Annotated in this window: 22 protein-coding genes and 3 tRNA genes; 19 read left to right on the plus strand and 6 right to left on the minus strand. The window is 66.5% G+C overall.

Annotated elements, in window-relative coordinates; all coding sequences use genetic code 11:
* Positions 1–93 precede the first annotated feature (93 nt).
* The 3 genes from hutH to LPN03_RS09315 all read left to right on the plus strand — a co-directional run bounded on the left by hutH (position 94) and on the right by LPN03_RS09315 (position 5,740).
* Entirely contained in the window at positions 94–1,665 is a 1,572-nt protein-coding gene (gene hutH, locus LPN03_RS09305; RefSeq protein ID WP_262454037.1) for a histidine ammonia-lyase, read from the plus strand.
* A gap of 314 nt (positions 1,666–1,979) precedes the next feature.
* The gene (locus LPN03_RS09310; RefSeq protein ID WP_262454039.1) at positions 1,980–3,710 is read left to right on the plus strand and encodes an ABC transporter ATP-binding protein; all 1,731 of its coding nucleotides are present in this window, start codon (positions 1,980–1,982) and stop codon (positions 3,708–3,710) included.
* Positions 3,710–5,740 carry an ABC transporter ATP-binding protein gene (locus tag LPN03_RS09315; protein WP_316255766.1) on the plus strand — a complete coding sequence of 677 codons (2,031 nt, stop codon included), beginning with the start codon at positions 3,710–3,712 and terminating at the stop codon, positions 5,738–5,740. Before LPN03_RS09310 ends, LPN03_RS09315 begins: the two co-directional genes overlap by 1 nt.
* A gap of 45 nt (positions 5,741–5,785) precedes the next feature.
* On the opposite strand, the gene LPN03_RS09320 is transcribed toward LPN03_RS09315, so the two are convergent.
* From LPN03_RS09320 to LPN03_RS09330, 3 genes are all read right to left on the minus strand, one after another.
* Complete coding sequence (locus LPN03_RS09320) at positions 5,786–7,504, minus strand: aldehyde dehydrogenase family protein (protein ID WP_262454040.1); 1,719 nt, start codon at positions 7,502–7,504, stop codon at positions 5,786–5,788.
* 117 nt (positions 7,505–7,621) lie between these two features.
* Positions 7,622–8,587, minus strand: a complete 966-nt coding sequence (gene hutG / locus LPN03_RS09325; protein WP_262454041.1) for a formimidoylglutamase — start codon at positions 8,585–8,587, stop codon at positions 7,622–7,624.
* 146 nt (positions 8,588–8,733) lie between these two features.
* On the minus strand, positions 8,734–10,164 hold the full coding sequence (locus LPN03_RS09330) for an NCS2 family permease (RefSeq protein ID WP_240901602.1): 1,431 nt from the start codon (positions 10,162–10,164) through the stop codon (positions 8,734–8,736).
* A 286-nt stretch (positions 10,165–10,450) separates the two neighbouring features.
* Between LPN03_RS09330 and LPN03_RS09335 the strand changes: the two genes are divergently transcribed.
* On the plus strand, positions 10,451–11,074 hold the full coding sequence (locus LPN03_RS09335; RefSeq protein WP_262454042.1) for a copper resistance protein CopC: 624 nt from the start codon (positions 10,451–10,453) through the stop codon (positions 11,072–11,074).
* 83 nt (positions 11,075–11,157) lie between these two features.
* On the opposite strand, the gene LPN03_RS09340 is transcribed toward LPN03_RS09335, so the two are convergent.
* Positions 11,158–11,808 (minus strand): FAD-binding protein, encoded by a 651-nt coding sequence (locus LPN03_RS09340; RefSeq protein WP_262454043.1) that lies wholly within the window; start codon positions 11,806–11,808, stop codon positions 11,158–11,160.
* 385 nt (positions 11,809–12,193) lie between these two features.
* Here LPN03_RS09340 and LPN03_RS09345 point away from each other — a divergent pair, with 385 nt between their 5' ends.
* Positions 12,194–13,198 (plus strand): universal stress protein, encoded by a 1,005-nt coding sequence (locus LPN03_RS09345; RefSeq protein ID WP_262454044.1) that lies wholly within the window; start codon positions 12,194–12,196, stop codon positions 13,196–13,198.
* A gap of 23 nt (positions 13,199–13,221) precedes the next feature.
* Here LPN03_RS09345 and LPN03_RS09350 read toward each other — a convergent pair whose 3' ends face one another.
* A complete protein-coding gene (locus LPN03_RS09350) occupies positions 13,222–14,673 on the minus strand; it encodes an NlpC/P60 family protein (RefSeq protein ID WP_262454045.1) in 1,452 nt (483 codons plus the stop codon).
* Between the two features lie 223 nt (positions 14,674–14,896).
* Positions 14,897–15,304, minus strand: a complete 408-nt coding sequence (locus LPN03_RS09355; protein ID WP_240901601.1) for a metallopeptidase family protein — start codon at positions 15,302–15,304, stop codon at positions 14,897–14,899.
* 134 nt (positions 15,305–15,438) lie between these two features.
* On the opposite strand from LPN03_RS09355, the gene LPN03_RS09360 reads away from it, so the two are divergent.
* The 14 genes from LPN03_RS09360 to LPN03_RS09425 all read left to right on the plus strand — a co-directional run bounded on the left by LPN03_RS09360 (position 15,439) and on the right by LPN03_RS09425 (position 23,514).
* Positions 15,439–15,511, plus strand: a tRNA-Glu gene (locus LPN03_RS09360).
* A 104-nt stretch (positions 15,512–15,615) separates the two neighbouring features.
* A tRNA-Asp gene (locus LPN03_RS09365) sits at positions 15,616–15,689 on the plus strand.
* A 60-nt stretch (positions 15,690–15,749) separates the two neighbouring features.
* Positions 15,750–15,825 (plus strand) — tRNA-Phe (locus tag LPN03_RS09370).
* Positions 15,826–16,016: 191 nt separating this feature from the next.
* Positions 16,017–16,505 carry an Asp23/Gls24 family envelope stress response protein gene (locus LPN03_RS09375; protein WP_165180374.1) on the plus strand — a complete coding sequence of 163 codons (489 nt, stop codon included), beginning with the start codon at positions 16,017–16,019 and terminating at the stop codon, positions 16,503–16,505.
* On the plus strand, positions 16,502–16,693 hold the full coding sequence (locus LPN03_RS09380) for a hypothetical protein (RefSeq protein ID WP_165180373.1): 192 nt from the start codon (positions 16,502–16,504) through the stop codon (positions 16,691–16,693). The genes LPN03_RS09375 and LPN03_RS09380 overlap by 4 nt, the downstream gene beginning before the upstream one ends.
* Positions 16,690–17,079 (plus strand): hypothetical protein, encoded by a 390-nt coding sequence (locus LPN03_RS09385; RefSeq protein ID WP_165180372.1) that lies wholly within the window; start codon positions 16,690–16,692, stop codon positions 17,077–17,079. The genes LPN03_RS09380 and LPN03_RS09385 overlap by 4 nt, the downstream gene beginning before the upstream one ends.
* Positions 17,076–17,651, plus strand: a complete 576-nt coding sequence (locus LPN03_RS09390; protein WP_262454046.1) for a DUF6286 domain-containing protein — start codon at positions 17,076–17,078, stop codon at positions 17,649–17,651. The genes LPN03_RS09385 and LPN03_RS09390 overlap by 4 nt, the downstream gene beginning before the upstream one ends.
* Positions 17,648–18,268, plus strand: a complete 621-nt coding sequence (locus LPN03_RS09395) for a hypothetical protein (protein WP_262454047.1) — start codon at positions 17,648–17,650, stop codon at positions 18,266–18,268. Before LPN03_RS09390 ends, LPN03_RS09395 begins: the two co-directional genes overlap by 4 nt.
* A gap of 68 nt (positions 18,269–18,336) precedes the next feature.
* Entirely contained in the window at positions 18,337–18,588 is a 252-nt protein-coding gene (locus LPN03_RS09400; protein WP_165180370.1) for a hypothetical protein, read from the plus strand.
* A 262-nt stretch (positions 18,589–18,850) separates the two neighbouring features.
* Positions 18,851–20,143 (plus strand): ABC transporter substrate-binding protein, encoded by a 1,293-nt coding sequence (locus tag LPN03_RS09405; protein WP_262454048.1) that lies wholly within the window; start codon positions 18,851–18,853, stop codon positions 20,141–20,143.
* A gap of 132 nt (positions 20,144–20,275) precedes the next feature.
* Positions 20,276–21,301, plus strand: a complete 1,026-nt coding sequence (locus LPN03_RS09410; protein WP_316255767.1) for a sugar ABC transporter permease — start codon at positions 20,276–20,278, stop codon at positions 21,299–21,301.
* 1 nt (position 21,302) lies between these two features.
* Complete coding sequence (locus tag LPN03_RS09415; RefSeq protein WP_262454049.1) at positions 21,303–22,181, plus strand: carbohydrate ABC transporter permease; 879 nt, start codon at positions 21,303–21,305, stop codon at positions 22,179–22,181.
* The gene (locus tag LPN03_RS09420) at positions 22,182–22,439 is read left to right on the plus strand and encodes an NAD(P)(+) transhydrogenase (Re/Si-specific) subunit beta (RefSeq protein WP_165180366.1); all 258 of its coding nucleotides are present in this window, start codon (positions 22,182–22,184) and stop codon (positions 22,437–22,439) included.
* Positions 22,440–22,488: 49 nt separating this feature from the next.
* On the plus strand, positions 22,489–23,514 hold the full coding sequence (locus LPN03_RS09425) for a LacI family DNA-binding transcriptional regulator (RefSeq protein ID WP_262454050.1): 1,026 nt from the start codon (positions 22,489–22,491) through the stop codon (positions 23,512–23,514).
* The last annotated feature ends 1 nt before the right edge of the window (position 23,515 follow it).

Genomic DNA, 23,515 nt, shown 5'->3' on the forward strand with positions numbered 1-23,515 from the left:
AATCCCGGACACATGGGGCCGCAGGGTTGCAGACTTTGGCGCCGTTAAGCGGAATAGTGGCTCTTAAGCCCGCCGCAACGCAAAGGAACCACCATGACCGCCGCCGTTCTGTCCCAAGAAGTCACCCTCTCATCCTCCGGGGTCACGCCCGAAGACGTCATCGCCGTCGCCCGCCACAACGCCAAGGTGGTGCTGAGCGCGGAGGCGCTGGCCGGCGTCGAACGCGTCAGGTCGCACATTGAAGAGCTGGCACACTCCGACACCCCGGCGTACGGCATTTCCACCGGCTTTGGCGCCCTGGCAAACCGCCACATCCCCGAAGACATGCGCACGCAGCTGCAGAAGTCCCTGATCCGCTCCCACTCCGCCGGCATGGGCCCGGCCGTGGAGCGCGAGGTGGTGCGGGCACTGATGTTCCTGCGCGCCAAGACCCTCGCTTCGGGAAGGACCGGCGTGCGCCCCGTCGTCGTCCAGACCATGGTGGACGTGCTCAACGCCGGCATCACCCCCGTGGTCCGCGAATTCGGCTCGCTTGGCTGCTCCGGCGACCTGGCACCCCTCTCCCACTGCGCACTGGTGCTCATGGGCGAGGGCGAAGCTGCCGGGCCCGACGGCGAAATCCGCCCCGTCCCGGAACTGCTTGCCGAGGCCGGCATCACCCCCATTGAGCTGGCCGAAAAGGAAGGCCTGGCGCTGGTCAACGGTACCGACGGCATGCTCGGCATGCTGCTCATGGCCATCGCCGACCTGAAAATGCTGCTCACGACGGCGGACATCACCGCCGCCTTGAGCGTCGAGGGCCTGCTGGGCACCGACCAGGTGTTCCTGCCCGAGCTGCACATGGAGCTGCGACCGCACCCCGGCCAGGCCCTCAGCGCCGACAACATGCTGCGCGTGCTGGCGAACTCGCCCATCGTGGCCTCCCACCGCGTGGGCGACAACCGCGTCCAGGACGCCTACTCGCTGCGCTGCGCCCCGCAGGTGGCCGGCGCCGCCCGTGACACCGTGGACCACGCCCTCATGGTGGCCACCCGCGAACTCGCCGCCGCCATCGACAACCCTGTGGTCCTCCCCGACGGCCGCGTCTCCTCCAACGGCAACTTCCACGGGGCGCCTGTGGCCTATGTGCTGGACTTCCTCGCGATCGTCTCCGCGGACGTCGCCTCCATTGCCGAACGCCGCACCGACCGCATGCTGGACCCCGCCCGCAGCCACGGCCTGCCCGCGTTCCTGGCCGGCGACCCCGGCGTGGACTCCGGCCTGATGATCGCCCAGTACACCCAGGCCGGCCTGGTCTCGGACTCCAAGCGCCTCGCCGTACCCGCCTCCGTGGACTCCATCCCCAGCTCCGCCATGCAGGAGGACCACGTGTCGATGGGCTGGCACGCCGCCCGCAAGCTGCGCCGCTCCGTGGAAAACCTGCGCCGCGTCCTCGCCATTGAGCTGGTCACGGCCACCCGCGCCATCGACATGCGCACCTCCATGTCCGACGGCGAACTGGTCCCCGGCCTGGCCGGCGCCGCTGTGATCGGGCTGCTTCGGGAGACGGTCCAGGGTCCTGGACCGGACCGCTTCCTCTCCCCGGAACTCGAAGAGGCTGACCGCCTGGTGGGCTCCGGCGCCATCCGCGCGGCGGCCGAATCAGCGACGGGCCCGTTGAACTAGCCAGGGCAGCGGCCGAGCTGGGATTCAACCACGTAGGCGACGGAGCCGGTGTTCCCGGAGGTGACGTAAAGGAGACGCCAAAGGCCGCCCGCGGCCGACGCGTCGGATAGTCCCCAAGCGCTCCCACTGCTCGCAAGCTCGCAGCGGGTCCCTCGCGCTTGTGGGCCCAGCTGAGGGAATGCCGGTCCGGCGCCAACTCGGCCGCCCGTGACGATCCAACCCGCCCCCGATGTGACAGTTGCCACATCGGGGGCGGGCGTGTTTAATGTTCGGGTCACGCGAATACCAAACATTTATTCGAATTGGGGAATTCTGTGAAACTCGCCCGACTGGCATTCCAGCATGCGCGTCCCTACTGGGCGTGGATCGCGGCGGTGCTGGTGCTCCAACTGGCCTCCACCATCGCCGCCCTCTACCTGCCCAGCCTGAACGCGCAGATCATTGACCTTGGCATCTCCAAGGGGGACACCGGCTTCATCTGGAACACGGGCACCACCATGGTGGCGGTGTGCTTCGTCCAGCTGGCCACGGCCATTGGCGGAATCTATTTTGGCGCCCGCACGGCCATGGCGATCGGCCGGGACCTGCGCCGCGAGGTCTACCACCGGGTCAACGCCCTGGGCGCCCTGGACGTCAGCCGCTTCGGCACGGCCACGCTGATCACCCGCAACACCAACGATGTCCAGCAGGTGCAGATGCTGGTGCTGATGGCATTGAACTTCATGGTGTCCACGCCCATCATGTGCATTGGCGGCATCGTCATGGCCCTGCGCGAGGACGTGGGCCTGTCGTGGCTGGTGTGGGTCTCGGTGCCGCTGCTTTTCGCCGTCGTCGGCTTCCTGGTGGTGAAGCTGCTGCCCCTGTTCCGTGACATGCAGGGCCGCATCGATGACGTCAACGGCGTGCTGCGCGAGCAGATCACGGGCATCCGCGTCATCCGCGCCTTCGTCCGTGAAAAATTTGAGGCCGAACGGTACCGCGCCGCCAACCTGTCCCTGACCCGCGTTTCCGTCCGGGTGGGCAACCTTTTCGTGCTGATGTTCCCGCTCATCATGATGATCCTGCACCTCGCCACGGCCGCCGTGCTGTGGTTTGGCGGTGAGCGCGTGAATGCCGGCCAGATGCAGGTCGGCTCGCTGACGGCGTTCCTGCAGTACCTGCTGCAAATCCTGGTGGCCGTCATGATGGGCGTCTTCATGGTCATGATGATCCCGCGCGCCGCCATCTCCGCCGAACGCCTCGACGAGGTCCTCTCCGCCCAGCCCAGCCTGGCGGTTCCGGCGGGCACGGAGCTTCCCACGGGCCACGCCGTCGAATTCTCCGGTGTCACCTTCGGCTACCCGGGGGCCGAGCGCCCCGTGCTGAACAACGTGAGCTTCACGGCCCGGGCAGGCACGACGACGGCGATCGTCGGCTCCACCGGTTCGGGCAAGTCCACGCTGCTGAACCTGGTCCCGCGGCTCTTTGACCCGCAGGAGGGGACGGTGCGCATCGGCGGGGTGGACGTCAGCGAACTGAACCGGCGCCAGGTGGCCGGGCTGGTGGGGCTGGTGCCGCAGAAACCGTACCTGTTCTCCGGCACCATTGCCTCGAACCTGCTGTTTGGGCGGCCGGACGCGGACAACGATGATTTGTGGGAAGCCCTCCGGGTGGCCCAGGCCCAGGACTTTGTGGCGGAAAAGCCCAAACAGCTGGACTCGCCCATCGCCCAGGGCGGCACCAACGTCTCCGGCGGCCAGCGCCAGCGGCTCTGCATCGCCAGGGCCCTGGCCGCCCGCCCGCAAATCTTCCTCTTTGACGATTCGTTCTCGGCGCTGGACGTCGGCACGGACCAGCGCCTGCGCGAATCACTGCACGAAGCCACGGGAGGCGCCACCGTGATCATTGTGGCCCAGCGCATCTCCACCATCCGCGAGGCGGACCACATCATCGTGCTGGACAACGGCGAGGTGGTCGGGGCGGGCACCCACGATGAACTGCTCGACACCAACGACACGTACCGGGAAATTGTCGAGTCGCAACTGAGCATCGAGGGGGTGGCCTGATGGCCCGCACCAGCAAGCGGCAGGCTGCCGAGACAAACGCACCCCGGGACCCGGCCGACGTCGAGCTTCAGGAACCCGAGTACCAGCCCACGGGGTCCGACGGCGACATGTTCGGCGGCACCCCGGCCAAGAAGGCGCAGCACTTCTGGCCGTCCGTCAAGCGCCTGGTGGGCCTGCTGCGCCCCGAGCGCGCCCAGTTCTCCCTGGTGGTGGCACTGGTGGCCTTCTCGGTGGTGCTCACAGTCATCGCCCCCAAAATCCTCGGCGCGGCCATGGACGTCATCTTCAACGGCGTCCTGGGCGCGGGGCTGCCGGCAGGCGTACCGCTGGAGCAGCTGGTGGCGGCCGCCCGCGCCGCCGGCCACGGGCAGTACGCCGACATGCTCGCCAAGACCAGCATCATTCCGGGGCAGGGCATCGACTTTGTCCAGCTCAGCCGGCTGATCGCCATTGTCCTGTCGCTGTACATGGTGGCGTCCACGCTCATGTGGCTCCAGGGCTTCCTGCTCAACGCCCTCGTCATGCGGGTGGTGTTCCGCCTGCGCGAGGACATTGAGCGCAAGCTCAACCGGCTGCCGCTGGGCTACTTTGACACCCGCCAGCGCGGGGACCTGATGTCCCGGGTCACAAACGACGTCGACAACATTCAGGCCGCGCTGCAACAGGCCTTCTCGCAGCTGGTGCAGTCCGCCCTGACAGTCCTGGGCATCGGCATCATGATGTTCATCGTCTCCTGGCAGCTGGCCCTGATCGCCTTGATAGCGCTGCCGCTTTCCGCCATCATCGCCGGGGTGGTCGGTTCCCGCTCGCAGAAGCTGTTTGCGGCGCAGTGGAAACACACCGGCTCGCTCAACGGCCACGTCGAGGAGACGTTTTCGGGGCTTGAGCTAGTGCGCGCCTACGGCCGGGACGCGGAGATGCTGGCCGAGTTCGACAAACGCAACGAGCAGCTGTTCAAGGCGTCGTTCGGGGCGCAGTTTGTCTCGGGCATGATCATGCCGGCCATGCAGTTTGTCTCCTACCTCTCCTACGTGCTGGTCGCCGTCGTGGGCGGTCTGCGGGTTGCCACGGGGCAGATGACACTGGGAGACGCCACGGCGTTCATCCAGTACTCGCGGGAGTTTTCCCAGCCCATCGGGGAGATGGCGGGCATCGCCAACATGATCCAGTCCGGCGTGGCTTCGGCTGAGCGGACCTTTGAAATCCTCGATGCCGAGGAGCAGCTCGCGGAGGAGGAATCCGTGGCCCTGCCCGGGCAGTCGGACGGCCAGGTGCGCTTTGAAAATGTGGCCTTCAGCTACTCGGAGACGACGCCTCTCATCCAGGACGTGACCTTCACGGTGCAGCCTGGGGAGACCGTGGCCATTGTGGGCCCCACCGGCGCCGGCAAGACCACCCTGGTCAACCTCGTCATGCGCTTTTACGAGCTCACCGGCGGCCGGATCCTGCTCGACGGCATCGACACCCGCCGCCTCACCCGCGAACAGGTGCGCTCGCAGGTGGGCATGGTGCTCCAGGACGCGTGGCTGTTTGAGGGGACCATCCGCGAAAACATCCGCTACGGCCGGCTGGATGCGAGCGATGCGGAGATTGTTGCCGCCGCGGAGGCCACCATGGTGGACAGGTTTGTCCGCCAGCTCCCCGAGGGCTACGACACCGTGATCGACGCCGACGGCGGCACAGTCTCCGCGGGTGAACGCCAGCTGATCACCATTGCCCGCGCCTTCATTGCGAACCCGTCGCTGCTGATCCTGGACGAGGCCACCTCCAGTGTGGACACCCGCACGGAGCTGCTGGTCCAGCACGCCATGGCAGCCCTGCGCACCGACAGGACGTCCTTTGTCATAGCGCACCGGCTGTCCACGATCCGGGATGCGCACACCATCCTGGTCATGGAGGACGGCGACATTGTGGAACACGGCAACCACGAGCAGCTGCTGGCCCGCCGCGGCGCCTACTACGCCCTCTACAGGACGCAGTTCCGCGGCGGCCGCGAGCTCGAGGGCGAGGTCGCAGCGGAAGCCCACTAAGCGGCAGGCCGCCCGTTCGGCCGCCCCCGAGCGGACCTGGCGCGTTCAGCCGCGAAGGGCGGATCCGAGGATTGCCGGAACACGCCGCCAGCGGGGGTCTGCCGCGAACTGCGTCAGCCGTTCTCCCGTCACGGCCGCCGTCCTGTTCGTGACATACCAGGGCGGCGTGGGCGTGAGCGACAACTCCCCGTGCCACAGGGACCGGGGCGACGGCCGGAACGGGCCGCGGACCACGGTGCGCTCGGTGTCGGCCAGCAGCAGGGCGTTGTGGACCACGCCGATGCCGCTTTGGACGTCGTCAAGGGTGTGGCCCGGGAACCCGCCCCAGGTTGCTGCCGGGCTCAGGAATCCGACGGCGGTCCATGCGTTGATGCCGATGGTCCCGTAGCTGAGGGAGGCAATGAAGCGCTCAAAGGAGGGGCCCAGACCCCTGATGGTGCCGGGGCTGGCAATGACGTTGGCGCCCAGGGTCCCGGCAAGGCGTTCATTGGCAGCGGCGGCGGCCCGGTCCAGGAACTCCCGGCCGGTGCCCTCAATTTCCACCACGCCAAGCACGGGGGCAAAGTACTCCTGCTCCAGCACCGCTGCCGTGTCGTTGGTGGAGAGGCCCGTGATGAGCAGGCGCTGGCCCGCCTCCCCAAGCCGTTCGGCGGAGGGGTGGGCTGCGGCGGCCGCGGCCATCCTGTCGTCGCTGCCGGGGTAGTAGGCCTCCCGTGGCGGCGCGGTGTCCAGGGCTTTGCGGAGTGCCGCAAGAAATTCCTGCTTTTGCCCCCACTCGGCCGAAATCACCACGGCCTGAGACGCAATGCAGTTGTAGCCGCCGTTGTGCAGGCGCTGGGTGGCGACATGCTGGGCCTGGAAGGTGATGTCCGCCCGGCTCCACTTGCCCGGAATGATGATGGTTGGGGAGACGCCGCCCAGCTCGCTGGTGATGGGCTTGCCCAGGCGTGGGGTGCCGGCCGCCTTGCGGTCCGCGGCCTGCTGGCCGGTGCCCCACACAATGGCGTCGTGCGTTGCGGCGCTGCCGGTCATGTGCACGTGCGCCACCTGGGGGTGCTCCACCAGGAGGCCCCCGACGTCGGCCCCGCCGGTGAGGATGCGCAACGCGCCCAGGTTGATAAACGGTGTGAAGATCTTGGTGAAAGCCTCCAGCATGGGGTCCGTCAGGGGGTTCAATTTCAGCGCAACCACGCGATTGTTTGCCAGGAGTTCGTAGAGAACGTCCAGGGGTGCGATCGAGAGGATGTTGCCCGCGCCCAGGACCACCCCGATGCCCCGGGTGTCCTGCGGGGTCCGCTGGGCGAGCCCCGCGCCGGCGACGGCGGCCGCCTTGCCGACCCCTGGCCGCAGCCAGACTTCAGCACTGAAACCGCTGAGCAGCAGGGAATCCATGGCGGACAGCGGCACCACCTGGACTGTGGCCTGGCCGTTCGCTTCGCCAAAGTGTGCGGATTCCACCGGGCTCCTGCCCGCGTCGAGGGCCGCGAGGGAATTCTCCAGGACCCCGAGTGCGGAGGCCAGCGCATAGGGCCCGGACAGCCATTCCTCGCCCACCAGTGGGGAATCGGCGGGCAGTCGCTTGATCTGCGCCGCTGCCGCCACCCATTCCCGGGCGTGGGCCCCCACCCGGCGCCGGACCTCGCCGAGCATGGCCCGCCGCCCAGACAGGGGAAGCGCCGCCCACCGCGTTTCGCCTTCGGCCAGCTCGGCAATGGCCGTGTCGACCAGAGTGCGGGCACCAGTTTCCGCGCTGGCATGGTTCATTGTTGGCTCCTTCCGCCCGGGCCGGGTCCCATGGGTTGAGCCTAGCGAGTCCCGGCCGCCAAAGGCCGGGCCACGCGCAGAAATAACGCGGGAAAAGGGAGCTGTCCCGCGCATCCGCTACCGCAGCAGCGTGTCGATGAGCCGGGCGGCCACCTTGGCCGTGCGGTTGTCGATGTCGAACTCCGGGTTCAGCTCGGCCACGTCGAAGTGGAACAGCTTCCCGCTCGCGGCAAGCTGGCGGCACACGGCGGCGATGACGGGCAGCGGCACGCCGTAGGCGGCGGGGGCGCTGACGCCCGGTGCCACGGAAGCCGGCAGCACGTCCAGGTCAATGGTCAGGTACACAATGTCCACGGTTTCCAGGAAGGACGACACAAAGGCGGCCGTCCGCTCCGCCGAGCAGTCCTCGTCGAGGAGGTACTTCACATCCAGCTCGTGGGCGGTGTCAAAGAGCACGCGCGTGTTGTTGGGTTCGCTGATGCCGACGACGGCGTAGTTCAGTTCGCGTCCCGCGGCGGCTTCCGCCCGGGCCATCTGGAGGAACGGCGTGCCGGAGGTGGGTGCCGGGGCGTCCCTCAGGTCAAAGTGGGCGTCCAGGTTCAGCACGCCCAGGCGGGCGCCGTTGGCCACTGCCGCCGTGCCGGCAACGCCCAGGTAGCTGGCAAAGGCGGTTTCGTGACCGCCGCCCAGGACAAAGGTGAGCTGTCCGGCGTCGAGCATGGCAGTGAGGGCGCGCCCGGCGCGCGCCTGGCCCTCCTCGAGGGCATCGCCGGCCACCACCACGTCCCCCACGTCGGTGACGGCCCGGGAGCCGTGGAAGGCCAGCGAGCCCAGCGCGGCGCGGATCGCGGCCGGGGCGGCTGCGGCACCCACGCGGCCCGCATTTCGGCGCACACCCTCATCGGAGCGGAAGCCCAGCAGTGCGGCGGGGGCCGCGGAGGACGCTGACGCGGCGGCACCGGAAGGACCGGACGGCGGAGTGGCCACTGCCTGCCACCAGCGCCGGTGCGCCGGCCCGTCGCCGTCGTTCCTTCCAGTCCAGGCGGAGGCGGGGGTGTCAACGGTGAGTGAGGTGAAGTCCATGGTTCCAGCCAACCGCAGCCGCGCCGGGATTGCCACCCGGAAGGGCAGGCCGCCGTCTGACATCACAGATTAACGCGCCAACGGGCACTTAACGTGGATGTTGGGCGAAAACATCCACGTTAAATGCCCGCTCGGCGGAGGGGGAGCTACTTGATCCCGAACCAGGCTTCCACCGTGCCGATGCCGAAGAACAGAACGAACGCCGCCGCCACGGCCCACATGAGCGGGTGGATTTCGCGGGCTCGGCCCTGGAACAGGCGGATCAGCACGTAGGCGATGAAGCCGGCGCCCAGGCCGTTGGCAATGGAGTAGGTGAACGGCATGAGAGTGAAGGTCAGGAACGCCGGGATGGCCAGGCCCCAGTCGGACCAGTCGATCTTGCCCACCTGGGAGACCATCATGAAGCCCACCACCACCAGGGCGGGGGCCACTGCCTCAAAGGGAACCAGCTTGATCAGCGGGGTGACAAACATGGCCAGGAGCAGCAGCAGCCCCGTCACAATGGAGGCCAGGCCCGTGCGGGCGCCCTCACCGATTCCAGCGCCGGATTCAACGAAAATCTGGTTGGAGGACGTGGACGCGCCGCCGCCGGCAATGGCGCCAAAGGCATCCACCAGCAGTACCCGGTCCACGTTGGGGATGGTGCCGTCCGCGCGCAGGGTCCCAGCCTCCCCGGCCAGCCCCACCATGGTGCCCATGGCGTCAAAGAAGATGCTCAGCAGGATCACAAAGGCCAGCAGCGCCGCGGCGAGCCCGCCCAGGTGGGCAAAGGCGCCAAAAAGGTTGAACTGGCCAATGAGGCTCAGGTCCGGCAGGCTCCATTTGGACATTTCGGGGGACACCAGCGACCAGCCGGCGGGGTTGTGGACCTTGCCGTCAAAGGACGGGCCGATGTGGAAGACGGCCTCCAGGATGTTGGCCAGGATGGTGGAGGCGATGATGCCGATCAGGATGGCGCCGCGGACCTTGCGGACCACCAGCACAATGGTCAGGACCAGGCCCACCACAAAGACCAGGGTGGGCCAGCCGGCGAGCTTGCCGTCAAAGCCCAGCCCCACGGGGACAGTGGTGCCGGCCACGTCGGGGATGCGGCGCACAAAGCCGGCATTGACCAGCCCGATCAGCGCAATGAACATGCCGATGCCCACCACAATGGCCGTCTTCAGGCTCTCCGGCACGGCACGGAACACGGCGGTGCGGAAGCCGGTGAGCACCAGGATGAACATGGTGATGCCGGAGATCATGACCAGCCCCATCATGTCAGGCCAGGTCAGCCCCGGGTTGGCCACAATGGTCACGGCCACAAACGCGTTGACGCCGAGCCCCGTGGCCAGGGCGAAGGGGTGCTTGGCCCAGGCGCCCATGAGGATGGTCAGGATGCCGGCCACAAAGGCTGTCGCCGCAGCCACGCGCTCAATGCCGAGCATGCCGCCGGAGGAGTCGGCCACGTTGAGGATCAGCGGGTTGAGCACAACAATGTAGCTCATGGCAAAGAACGTGGCGAAGCCGCCGCGAATTTCCCGCGAATAGTTTGAACCGCGCTCGGTGATCATGAAGTACTTGTCGACCGCAGACATGCGGGCTGCCGTTTTTATTGCCATTGAATGCCCTCCCGGGCGAAGTGTAGAGACGAAAAAGCCACCAGGAGAAATACTAACGGGTCACGGCTCGTCACACCGGGGCTGCGCCGGCACGCATGCCAAGGCACGACGCCGGTCCCCACCCTGCCTGCCCTTGGCACCTTCGCGCTGTGGCAGGGCAGGTGCGGGGGTGCTTTGGGGGCGTCTTTACGCAGGATGTTCCCACCTGGCTCGGTTAGTCTGGGATTGAAGCCCTTTCCCCTACCGCAAGGACGCACAGCACGTGAAACCGCTCTCCCGGCCACAGGTTTTTGAGACGAACATGACACCTCCGGCGGTGCCAGGCGGCACCAAGGTCTTGTGGCGCGCCCTGGCGGGTGCCGCCGTCGTCCTGCTGGCGCTGCTGGGCGGCTCCGGAGCGGCCCAGGCGCACGACTCCCTGGAGGCGACTTCCCCGGCCGACGGCTCCTCCGTGGCGACCGCGCCCCACGTTGTCACCCTGACCATGAGCAACACCCCTGCCGCGATTGGTGCCGAGGTCAAGGTGCTGGATGCCTCGGGCACCAATTGGTCCGAAGGGGCGGTGTCCGTGCTGGACAACGTGGCCACGCAGGCCGTCAAGCCCGGCGCCCCGGCCGGAAAGTACACGGTGCAGTGGCGCCTGGTCTCCTCCGACTCGCACCCCGTGGAAGGGCAGTTCACCTTCACCGCGAAGGCCGCCGCAGCCGGCTCCGCGGCCGTGGCGGGACCGGCCGAATCGATCCAGGCGCCGTCCGCGGCGGCCGCGCAGGCGGCCCCCGATGGGGGAGGCGTGCCGTGGAGCGTGTTTGGCCTCATGGGCGTGCTGGTGGTTGTGGTGGTTGCCATGGTCGTGGTGGCCCGCAAGCGCCTCAAGGCTTCCGACTAGCTGCCGAATAGCTGCCGGGGGCCTGCCTGGGCTGCAGCCGCGGTCTGGGAGGTAGCGCCGGCGCCGGGGGAGTAGCGCCGCCTCTAGGCAGTGGCGGCGGCGGGCGTGCCTTCGCGCAAGGCCACGCGGTGGGCGATGGACGCACCCGCCCGCTTGGCCTGGTGCAGGATTTCCTGGGTGCTCGGCAGCACCAGGTCGCCCACGCCCACCAAATACAGGCCCACGGAATGCAGGGCATTAGTGAAATCGTGGCCCGTGTTCACCCCGAGCTCGCGCAACATGCGGCGCAATTGGTTCAGCGCGCCGCGCGTGAACACAATGCTGTGGGCCGTGACGGTGCCGTTGGCGGTCTGCACGGACCACTGGCGTTCGTTCGGCTTTTCCCTGTTGGTGTGCAGAAGCGCCGTGGCGCAGGTGGAAGGGCGGATATCCAGTTCATGGCGGCGGGCGTAGTGCTCCAGCAGCCTCATGATTTCCGAGCGCTCCGCCATGGCGTCCAGGCTGATGTTGCCCGTGGGCGGTGCCGGGGAATTGGGGTTGGTGGGGCAAAAGCAGTCCACCACGATGGCCTTGATGCCCTGCCGGTTGAGTTCGGCCGCCATGGCCAGACCCGAAAAGCCTGACCCGATCACCAGGGTGGTGGTGGCCTCCGCGGGCCGCAGTTCATCGGACGGGTGGTTGGGACTCAGTGCGGGACCAGGAGTGGTCAGGGCAGGGTCAAGCGTGGCCAGCATGGCAGAATGCCTCCTCGAACGGTAGGAGAACTTCGGTGGTGGCCCGTCCCGGAGCAGGGGCGAACCATGGAGCTGAATGGGTGCGGGCCGGATCCCCGCATGTGATTTCAGGCACATGCCGGGCAGCGGCGCCAATCCGAACACTACCCAACATTTTGACGGCTGGGTAGCATTTCAAAAAATCACTCGATTGGACAAAGCCGCACACGGCATGGGGGCGCCGAAAGTGCCTTGCAGGGGGCTGCACAACAGCCCAAATCCCACACGCCGCCGGCGGAACTTGACGTGGATTCCGCAACCGACAATAGTCACTGGTACAGGCCGCGAAGGGGAGGCGGACAGGAGTCTGCGACCCCGGCGGCACAGGAAAACAAGGAGGCGCAGCATGAGCGATCCACAGGAGTCATTCCCTGTTGCCCAGCCCGACCCCATCCCCGCCCCGACCGGAATTGTGGTCGGAATTGACGGATCCGATCAAAGCAATTGCGCCTTGGTGTGGGCCGCCCGGGAGGCCAAGCTGCGCAAGCTTCCGCTGCATCTGGTCACCGCCTACACTGTTCCCATCTTCGCCGCCTCCGGCCTGGACGGCGGCTATGCCACGGTTGACGACGACGTGATCCGCCAGGGTGCCGAGGCAGTGCTGCGCGAGGCTGCAGCCAAGATTGCCCATGACGAGCTGGACATTGACGCCAGGGTGGAAAACGGCGACGCCGCCGGGGTGCTCCTGGAAATGAGCGAAACAGCCGAGCTTCTGGTGTTTGGCACCCGCGGCCGCGGCGGCTTCATCGGCCGCCTGCTGGGCAGTGTCAGCTCCGCACTCCCAGCGCACTCCAAGTGCCCCACCGTCACGGTGCCCCTCAGCTGTGCCCCGCGACTGGGCGAAGGCCAGCCGCCCAAGTCCCCGATGCCGGTAATAGAAAAGGTCATCACGGTGGGCGTGGACGGGTCCGACCAGGCCCGCTACGCCGTGCTGGTGGCTGCCGAACAGGCCGAACGCTCCGGATTTGCCCTGCGCATCATCTGCGCCGTGCAGCCCTACACCGGCTCACTTGCCTGGATGCCGGCGCCCGTGGACCGGGAGGCGCTGTTTGCCGAGATCCAGATCCAGCTCGACGCCGGCGAAAAGTGGCTGCGGGCCCACTTCCCGCAGCTTCCCATTGAGGTCAAGCTCGTGGAGGGCTCCGCCGTCGACGTCCTGGTCAAGGCCTCCGAGACCTCCGAGCTGCTGGTCATGGGCACCCGCGGGCGCGGCGGCTTCGCCGGCATGATGCTCGGCTCCACCACGGACGGCGTGCGGCACCACGCCAAGGGCCCCGTCATGGTGGTCCGGGACCGCGAGGATCCGCGCCAGAACGACCGCTCCGCGTTTGGGCCGCTGCTCCAGGCCTGAGCTGCAGGGCTTGAGCGGGGCGTTTAGTACCTGGCGGCGTAGGGGTAAAGCGTCATGCCGAACTGGAGCATGCTGGAGATCGAATAGACGCCCGTGGCAAAGCCGGGCGAGAGGGCCTGCACCACCTGGTCGTTGCCGAGGTAGATGGCAATGTGGCCGAAACTTCCTGAACCGGCGGGAGATTCGTCAAAGACCAGCAGGTCGCCGTAGCGCATCTGGGACAGCGGCACGCGCTGCGGCGCCGCCCAGAACTGTTCCGTTCCGGTGCGCGGCACGGAGACCCCTGCCGCGGCGAAGGCCTGCTGCACCAGTCCCGAACAGTCATAGCCGACAGGCCCGGTGCCGCCCCACTGGTACGGGGTGCCGGACTTGGACAGTGCGAAGTTGACCATGGTCTGGATGTAGGAGCCTGTGGGCTGGGTGGGCGCGGGCGGGGCCACGGGAGGCGCCGGCGGAATCACTGGCGGAACCACTGGGGGTGCCGGCGGAACCACTGGGGGTGCCGGTGGTGCAACCGGCACGACCGGTGGTGCAACAGGCGGCGCGGCGGGCTTGGGCTGTGCCGGCTGGGGCTGGCTGGGGGCGTTTTGCGCTGGCGCGGCGGGTGCAGCGGGGGCCACCGGCGCTGGTGCCCTGGTTGAGGCGGCAATCTGTGCCTGCAGCGCCGCTTCCTGGGCTTTTTTGGCCAGGCCGTCCACGCGGGCGCCTTCCAGGGCAACCGTGGTGTTGTGGAGGCTGGCCAGTTGCTTGAGCAGCACGTCCCGCTGGGCCTGGTTTTCCTTCACGACGGCGGCCAGGGCGTCGGTGGCAGATTGGGCGGCCAGCTTGGACTGCTCGGCCAAGCGGGCGGCGTCGTCGGCTGCCTTTTGGGCGGCGGCAGCCTGCGCCTGCAACGCCGTCGAGCTTGCCGAGGCTGCCGCAGCGGTGTCAAAGGTGTTTGCGCGGTCGGTGGACAGCGCCATGAGGGTGGAGGCCTGGTACATGGCGTTGTCGGCACTGGTGCTGCCAATCAACGCTTGCACGTCCAGGTTCATGCCGCCGGTCTTGTAAAGGTTGCCGGCCAGGGCGCCCAGGTGGGCCTTGGCCGTCTTGTATTGCTTGGCGGCGGCATCGGCCTGCGCCTTGGCCTGCGTGGCTTCCGTGCGGCGCTGGTCCAGGGCCACCAGGGCATCGGTGTAGGCGCTGTTGGCGCGGATGGTTCCCGACAGGGAGCCCTGCAGGCGCTCATTGGCTGAGCCAAGGAGGGCGTCGATCTTGGCGGATTCAGCGGCTGTTGCAGCTTCGGACTTTTTGGCCTGGTCAATGTCATCGGTGCTCGGAATGGCCGGGGAGGCCGGAACGGACGTGAAGGCGGAGAAGGCCGGCGCAGCCACAAAAGCCGGTGCCGCAGCGTGGGCAGGGGCAACCACGGCAGTGGCGGCAAATGCAGCGCAGGCAAGAACTGTGGTTCCACGAACCAGGCGGGGCAAACTCATCCTTGAAATCCTTTACTACCGGTCGACGGGCAAGTCCCGGATTCAGCCCGGATCAATGACCGACAAAATTGCGGGTGCAATTGCACGGCAAATGTGCACGGCAAAGCTGACACTACGGCCATTGACTTTGCTTTGGCAACACCAGTAACACAGGCAACATAAACAACATTGCTGTAACCACACGGCTGTTATTTACCGGGCCGTGCCTCCGCGGCCGGGCTGGCTATCCCCATCCGAGCTCGTGCAGCCGTTCATCACTGATGCCAAAATGGTGTGCGATCTCGTGCACCACGGTGACGGTGACTTCATGGACCACCTGCTCGCGGGATGTGCAAATGTCAAGGATGGGCTGGCGGTAGATGGTGATGCGGTCTGGCAGCGAACCCGCGCCCCACCAGCTGTCCCGCTCGGTCAGCGGCGTGCCCTGGTAGAGCCCCAGCAGCACCGTGCCGGGGTCCTCGTCCGGCCCCGGCACATAGTCGTCCTCGACGAAGATGGCCACATTGTCCATCTCATCGCGGATATCCGCCGGGATGGAAGCCATGGCCTGTTCCACGGCGGCGTCAAATTCCTCCGGCCCCATTCGGTATGGGCCAAATGACGGGATGGAGGCGAGGGGGTTCTTGCTCATGGCTCCAGCCTAGTGATTGCCGCCCGCCCACCCGGTGGCGGCTCGTTTTGTGTTCTGGACAAATAGGCCCTATAGTTTTTGAAGTCCACTGCGGACAGCACGCAGGCAACTGTGAGCTGGACGTCGGTGACGATGCCCCCATCGTCTAGCGGCCTAGGACACCGCCCTTTCACGGCGGCGGCACGGGTTCGAATCCCGTTGGGGGTACTTTGCGAGTGGTGGTCAATTGGTCCAAAAAAGGCTGATACGATATTACTCGTGAATTTCGCACTAAACGCGAAATTGGCAACAAAAAATAGCAATTAAAGTAAGGCCCTGTAGCGCAGTTGGTTAGCGCGCCGCCCTGTCACGGCGGAGGTCGCGGGTTCGAGTCCCGTCAGGGTCGCTGAGGTTTCCTGGAATCTTTTTAGGAGATCTGGTGACAAAGGCTTTCGCAGTTCACCAAGGCTCTGTAGCTCAGTTGGTAGAGCGTTCGACTGAAAATCGAAAGGTCACCGGATCGACGCCGGTCGGAGCCACCACATAAAACCCCTTAGCAATAAGGGGTTTTCTGCTTTAACTTGCGGTCTTGCCCGCCGCTTCCCTGTGACGTTTCCCACGCCCCCGCCCCGAGTGAGGCCCGCCTGAAGCCTGCCTGAAGCCGGAGTCCGCGGCGTTGCCCCCCATCTTTTGGATACATAGGCTTACGGTAAGGGAAACAGAAAGGGCTCACATGGATGCGCAGGACCAGCCTCTGGCCGTCACGGAAACGCCCCGCGCCATTGACGCGCCGGGCCGCACGGTCATTTCCGACACCGCGGTGGCAAAGGTGGTCGGCGTTGCCGCCCGGGGCGTGGCGGGGGTCCATGCTCTCGGCACGGGCGCCTCGAGGTCCATTGGGGCCCTGCGGGACGTGGTGGGGGCAACCGATTTGACCCAGGGAATCAGGGTGGAGGTCGGCGAGACCGAGGTGGCCGTGGACATCGTCCTGATGGCCGCGTACGGCTACCCCCTGCAGGAACTCGCCGGCACCGTCCGGGCCGCCGTCTACCAGGCCGTGGAGGAGCTGGTGGGCCGCCACGTCATTGAGGTCAACATCGAGATCACGGACGTATATGTCGCTGCCCCCGACACCGAGAAGTCCGCTCCCCGTCCCCGCCTCGCCGAACGGCTCGGAGCCGCCGCCAAGGCAACACCCGCAGACCCGGAGGACCGGCCATGAACCTGACAGTAGTGTGCGCGGCGTTTGGCGCCTTTTTGGCCTTCATGGGCTTTCAATTCGGCTTTTGGGGGTTCATCGTGGGGGCGCTCTTTGTTGCCATCGGCGCCTTTGTGGGCAGGGCGGCGGGCGGCAAGCTTGACTGGCGCGGCGTCCTGGACGCCCTGACCGGCCGGCGATCGTCGTCGTGAGTCCGGCCGCTCCCCGCCTGGCGGGGCAGGCCGGGAAGGGCCTCGCGGGGCACACACGGATCAGCACCCAGGCCCTGACCTCGGTGGCGCAGGCTGCTGCCGCGGACGTCTTCGGCGTGGCACCTGCCGCCGTCCGCGTGTCCTGGACGGACGACGCCGGCGCGCTGGCCCTGGCGGTCTCCTCACCCATCAGCGCCCCCTCCCTGGGCACGGTCAGGGCAAGCCCCGGCAGGCTGGAGCGGACGGGCGGCAGCATTGCCCAGCGGGCCACGCTGGCCAAGGCATTGATTCTGGCCACAGTGGAGCACCTGACGGGTTCGCGTTTGAGCCGCGTGGACATTCGTATTTCCGGGCTCCAGGCCACCGAGCAGGGGAGGGTCCAATGACGGGCTTCACGCAGCGGCTGCTCAAGCGGGAGACGCACTCATCGCGGGCACCGCTTTCCGTGGCCGCCGCCATATTGGTGTCGCTGCTGGCCGTCTATTGCCTGTTGGAGGCCCTGCTGCGCGCCTTTGGGCAGCCCGAGTGGCTGGTGGACCCGTTGACGGCGGCGGACAGGCTGTCCCGGCTCCCGGACGGAATTCCCGCCGTCCTGCTCGGCAGCATCGGCGTCCTCGCCTTCCTGCTGGGACTGGTCTTCCTGGCCCATGCCGTGCTTCCGGGCCGCCGTGCCCGGCACGTCATGGCGGATCCGCGCGTGGTGGTGGTCGTGGACGACGAGGTCATTGCCTCGGCCCTGGCCAGGTGCGCCCGCGTGGCCGCCGGCGTCACCCGTGAGCAGGTAGTGGTGGTGGTCTCTGCCGCAAGCGTCCAGGTCAACGTCCGGCCGACGTCGGGCATTGGCATTGACGGAGGGCGGATCCAGGCCGCCGTCGACTCCGAAGTGGCAGCCATGGGCCTGGACCCGGTGCCCACCGTCGTGGTGCAGCTGGCGAGCACGGGGGTGATCGGCGTATGAACGGCACACCCCGCGGCTTCAACAGGTTCCTGCTGGGACTTTTGGGCCTGATGCTCCTTGTTCTGGGCGCGGCCGTCGTGGCGCTGGCCGCGGTCCCTGCGGCCGGGAGCTGGTGGCAGGGCTGGTCGGCACCACAGCTGGAATCGCTGCGCGCGCTGGCCGCGCGGACCCGGCTGTCCCCGACCATGGGCAGCTGGATCTGGGTCCTGGCCGCGGCCTGCCTGCTGGTGGTGGTGATCGTGATGGTCGCCTGGATCGCCAACCAGGGGAAGGGCCGCACCGGGATCCTGCTGGAGCGTGCAGGCAGTGCGGAGGACGACGGCGCCGCCGGCAAGGTGGTGCTCAGCTGCGCCGTGGCGGAGCAGGCCCTGAAAAGTGCACTGTCGGAGCGCACGGACCTGGCTTCTGCATCCGTAAGCAGTTGGAACTTTCGCGGCCAGGCCTCCCTGCGTGTGCGTGTGCTGCCGCGCCAGGGCGTGGCCCCCCATGAGGTGGCCGGCGACATCGGGGCACTCGTGGAATCCCTGGACCAGCTGCTGGGCGTGCAAGTCCCCGTGCTGGTCAGCATTGGCTCCGGAGCCAGGTCACGCTTCACCAAAGCCGAGAGAGTCCGCTAGTCTGTTCCCATCACCCGTGGGAGTACGTTCTGCCTGGGGGCACGAAGTTCAACCAGATGGAGAAATCAATGACCGAGAACAATCCGGAAAACCCGCTGGACCAGGCGAAGGAAGCCGGGGCGGACGCCTTGGGCAAGGCCCAGGACTTCGCCGGGGACGCCGCCGAAAAGGCCAAGGAGTTCGCGGGCGACGCCGGCGAAAACATCAAGGAATTTGCCGGTGACGCGGGGGAGAACATTAAGCACTTCGCCGAAGACGCCGTCGGAAACGCCAAGGGCCTTGGCGCCAAGATTGCAGGCCTTTTCAAGCACGACAAATAGCTTCTGGCACCCTTGGAAGGGGCGGCACGGTCCAGCCCGGGCCGGGCCGCCCCTTCCTTTTTTGTGCCTCAAATTCGCCTCCGGAAGCCCGCCCGGAGGCAGCGCACAATTTTTGGTAATGAAACGGTCACAATGATGCGTAAGCGCTTGCATTCCACGCCGCAGGCCATCTAAAGTGATGCACATCACCGAATGGCCCGGGTGGTTGCCCAGGCCGGTCATTTCATGATTGAACGTTTTCACTTATGAGAAAGAGCGTGGCATGAGACATTCAAGGAAGTTTGCATCGCTGGCGGCAGCCTCGGTCCTGGCGATGACGCTGGCCGCCTGCAGCGGCGGCGGATCGAGCGGCGGTTCCAGTTCGGGAGGCCTCAGCGGCGACGCCGGCGCCAACCTGGACGGGCGCGGCCCCATTACTTACGTTCAAGGCAAGGACAACTCGAACGTCGTCCGCCCCCTCGTGGACAAGTGGAATGCGGCCCACCCCACTGAGAAGGTCACCTTCAAGGAGCAGTCCGACCAGGCAGACCAGCAGCACAATGACCTGGTGCAGAATTTCCAGGCCAAGAATGCCAGTTACGACGTCGTCGATGTCGATGTGGTGTGGACGGCAGAGTTTGCCGCCAAGGGGTGGCTGCAGCCGCTCAAGGACAAGATGGCCTTTGACACCACCGGCTTCCTGCCGGCCACCGTCGCCACCGCCACCTACAAGAACACCCTCTATGCGGCCCCGCAAACGTCCGACGGTGGCATCCTGTACTACCGCAAGGACCTGGTGCCCACGCCTCCGAAGACCTGGGACGAGATGATGGGCATGTGCTCCATCGCCAAGGCCAAGGGCATTGACTGCTACGCCGGACAGTTTGCGCAATACGAGGGCCTGACAGTCAACGCAGCCGAGGCCATCAACACGGCCGGCGGCGTCATTGTCGACAAGGACGGCAAGCCGGCCGTGAACACGCCCGAGGCCAAGGCCGGTCTGAGCAACCTGGTCAACGCCTTCAAGGACGGCAACATCCCCAAGCAGGCCATCACCTACCAGGAGGAGCAGGGCCGCCAGTCCTTTGAGGCTGGCAAGCTGCTGTTCCTGCGCAACTGGCCCTACGTCTACAACCTGGCCAAGACCGACGGTTCCTCCGTTGTCAAGGACAAGTTCGGGATCGCACCCCTCCCCGGCAAGACGGGCCCCGGTGCCTCGTCGCTGGGCGGGCACAACATCGCCATGAATGTTTACAGCAAGCATAAGGCGACAGCCATGGACTTCATGAAGTTCATGACCAGCCAGGAGACGGAGAAGTTCTACGCCACGCAGGGTTCGCTGGCCCCGGTCCGCGCCGACCTGTACACCGACGCCACCCTTGTCAAGCAGCTGCCGTACCTTCCCGTCCTGCTGACGTCCATCCAGAACGCGGTGCCCCGCCCGGTCTCGCCTTTCTACCCGGCCGTCACCCAGGCCGTCCAGGTCAATGCCTACGCGGCACTGAAGGGGGACAAGACAGTCGACCAGGCGTTGACCGACATGCAGGCGGCACTCACGGCCGCCGGTTCGCAGTAGGCGCCAGCCACGCCGTAACCGGCAGGCGTCAGTAACAGAGGACGGTCGGTGGCCCGCGCACTGGAGTGCCCGGGCCACCGACCGTCCCCGCCACCAACCCATGCAAATGGCACCCGAGGAAAGGACCAGGGCATGTCAATGCAAGCGGAGCCGCTGACCCGTCGCGGCAAGAAGGCACCAAACGGGGGGCCTGAGAACAAGGAAGTCGGGCAGGACCGGAAACAGAAGACACAGGGGCGGGCGGCGGCGCTGCTGGTCATCCCGTCGGTCATCGTGCTCGGAATCGTCATTGTCTACCCGGTTGTCGATGCCATCATCATGTCCCTGCAAAAGGACGCCGGCCTGGACCCCGTGACTGGGTCGTTTGTGGCCGGCGGTTTTGCCGGTTTCTACAACTACATCCACTGGATCTTTCAACAGTGCAATACCCCGAGCGGCCAAACCTCCTGTCCGGCGGGAACCCTCGGCGCACAATTCTGGTCCGCCACGGGCACCACGTTCCTCCTCACCGTCATCTCGGTGGCACTGGAGACGGTGATCGGATTCTGGATGGCCATCATCATGTCGCGCACGTTCCGCGGACGCAGCGCACTCCGCGCGGCGGTCCTGGTGCCGTGGGCCATCCCCACGGCCGTGACAGCCAAGCTGTGGTTCTTCATCTTCGCCTTTGACGGCATCGCCAACACCCTCTTCCACACCTCCATCCTGTGGACGGGCTCCGAAGTCCCGGCCCGGACCGCCATCATCATCGCCGACGTCTGGAAAACCACGCCCTTCATGGCGCTGCTCATCCTGGCGGGCCTGCAAATGATCCCGGACCAGGTGTATGAGGCGGCCAAGGTGGACGGGGCAACGGCCTGGCAGCGTTTCCGCCTCATCACCTTGCCGCTGGTCAAGCCGGCGCTCATGGTGGCGATCCTGTTCCGGACCCTGGACGCTTTGCGCATGTACGACCTCCCGGCCATTATGACAGGCGGCGCCAATGGCACCACCACCCTGTCGATCCTGGTGGTGGACCAGATCCGGGTCGGCTTCAACTCCGCCGCAGCCCTGTCCACCATCACGTTCCTGATCATCTTCATTGTGGCGTTCATCTTTGTCCGCTTCCTGGGGGCGAACGCCGTTGAATCGGCCACCAACTCGGGAAAGGCGAAGTGAAATGAGTGTTGCAACCCTTGATCCGACGGCGGCAAAGTCCGTTGCCCGTCGTAGGGAACGCTGGTCCAGCTCACGCACCTACATCAGTGCCGCCATCATCCTCATCTGGTGCCTGCTGCCGTTCTACTGGATGGTGGTGACGGCCTTCCGCGATGTGGGCTACACCTTCGACCCGACGCCCTGGTTCACGCATGTCACCTGGGACAATTTCACCACCGTGTTCTCGGAAAACCTGGGCAACCACTTTGCGCAGAACCTGTTGAACTCGCTGATTGTCTCCGGCGTAACCACCGCCGTGGCCCTGCTTTTCGGCGTGTTTGCCGCCTACGCGCTGGCACGGCTCGAGTTCCGCTTCAAGTTCCTGGTGCTCGGCTTTGTGCTCGGGGCTTCCATGTTCCCCGGTGTTGCCATTGTGACGCCGCTGTTCCAGCTGTTCACCAACATTGGCTGGATCGGCACCTACCAGGCACTGATCATTCCGAACATCTCGTTCGTGCTGCCGCTGACGGTCTACACGCTGACGTCCTTCTTTCGCGAAATGCCGTGGGAACTTGAGGAGGCGGCGCGCATTGACGGCTGCACGCAGGGTGAGGCCTTCCGCAAGGTCATCATGCCGCTGGCGGCCCCGGCCGTGTTCACCACCGCCATTCTGGCCTTCATCGGTGCCTGGAATGAGTTCCTCATTGCCAGCCAGCTGTCCAGTGAGGCCACGAAGACAGTGACAGTGGCCATCGCCTACTTTGCCGGCTCGCAGCCTCACCAGGAACCGTACACGGCCGTCATGGCAGCAGGTACCGTGGTGACCATCCCGCTGGTGATCCTGGTGCTGGTGTTCCAGCGCAAGATCGTGGCCGGCCTGACGGCAGGGGCGGTGAAGTAGATGGCCGGCCGCAAGCAGAAGGATTCGGGGCTGCATGCCCCCGCCTCCCGGCAGCGCAGCGCCGAGGACTTCGACTTGATCATTGGCTTCCTGGGCTTCTGGGCCCTGGTGGTCCTGGCCGTCACCGTCTGGATGGAGGTCACGGGGCAGCCGGCCCTGCTGTGGGCCATGGGGCTGCTGGCCCTGGTGCTGGGGCTGTGGGGAATGGTCAGGCTGCGACGGAAGCTGCCGGCCCGCACGGCGCGGCGCCCGCGCTGACCATGCCAGGCAGGGGATAGTCGCAACACACCTTAAGGGGGCGGAATCCATGGGCGTCAGCATTGACGACGTGGCGGCACGGGCCCAAGTGTCCACTGCGACGGTTTCGCGGGCGCTGCGGGGCCTGCCGCGGGTCAGCGAGGCCACCCGGGCCAAGGTCCTGGCCGTGGCCGAGTCAATGGGGTACGTGCCGTCGCCTTCGGCCAGCGGGTTGGCCAGCGGGCGCACCAGGACCGTGGGGGTGCTGGTGCCGTTCGTGGACCGCTGGTACTTTGGGCACGCCATAGAGGGAATCGACCAGGTCCTTCGCGACAACGGCTACAACCTGCTGCTCTTCAGCCTTGGCGGCTACCTGCACGGGCAGAAGCGCAGCTTCACGGAAAGCATGGTGCGCAAGCAGATCGACGGGCTGCTGGTGCTCTCCCTGGGCCTCTCCGACGAGGAGCTCCGCCAGCTGCACCACACCGACATTCCACTGATGTCGGTGGGCGGGCCCGTGGAGGGGTGCAGCGGCGTCTACATTGACGACGCCGCCGCCGCGACTATGGCAACCGAGCACCTGATTGGGCTGGGCCACCGCCGGATAGGGTACCTGCACGGCGGCGTCCAGGACGAACGCAACTTCAGGGTTCCCGCACTGCGGACTGTGGCCTTTGAGGAAACCATGTCCCGGGCCGGGCTGGAACTGAGGCCGGAATGGATGGTTGCCGGCGATTTCACCGTGGCGGAAGGGGTCCGGGGCGCGGCCAAGATCTTCGAGCTGCCGGGTGAACTGCCGACAGCCATTTTTTGCGGCTCGGATGAAATGGCGCTCGGTGTCATTTTTGAAGCCCAGCGCCGGGGCATCCGCGTGCCGGAGGAACTCTCCGTTGCCGGGATCGACGACCATGACTTTTCCGGGCCCGCCGGGCTGACCACCATTGCCCAAAAACCGTGGGAACACGGCCGGGCCGCAGCCGCCATGGTGCTGGGCGAGCTTGCCGGGAAAAAAGACTCGGTGCGGGAGCGGTTCATGCCCTTTGAACTTATTGTACGGCAGTCCACAGCCCCGCCCCGGACGTCGGTGCAGGCTTAGT

The organism is Arthrobacter sp. A2-55 (assembly GCF_025548615.1).
In the GTDB taxonomy this organism is placed as follows: Bacteria; Actinomycetota; Actinomycetes; order Actinomycetales; family Micrococcaceae; genus Specibacter; species Specibacter silviterrae.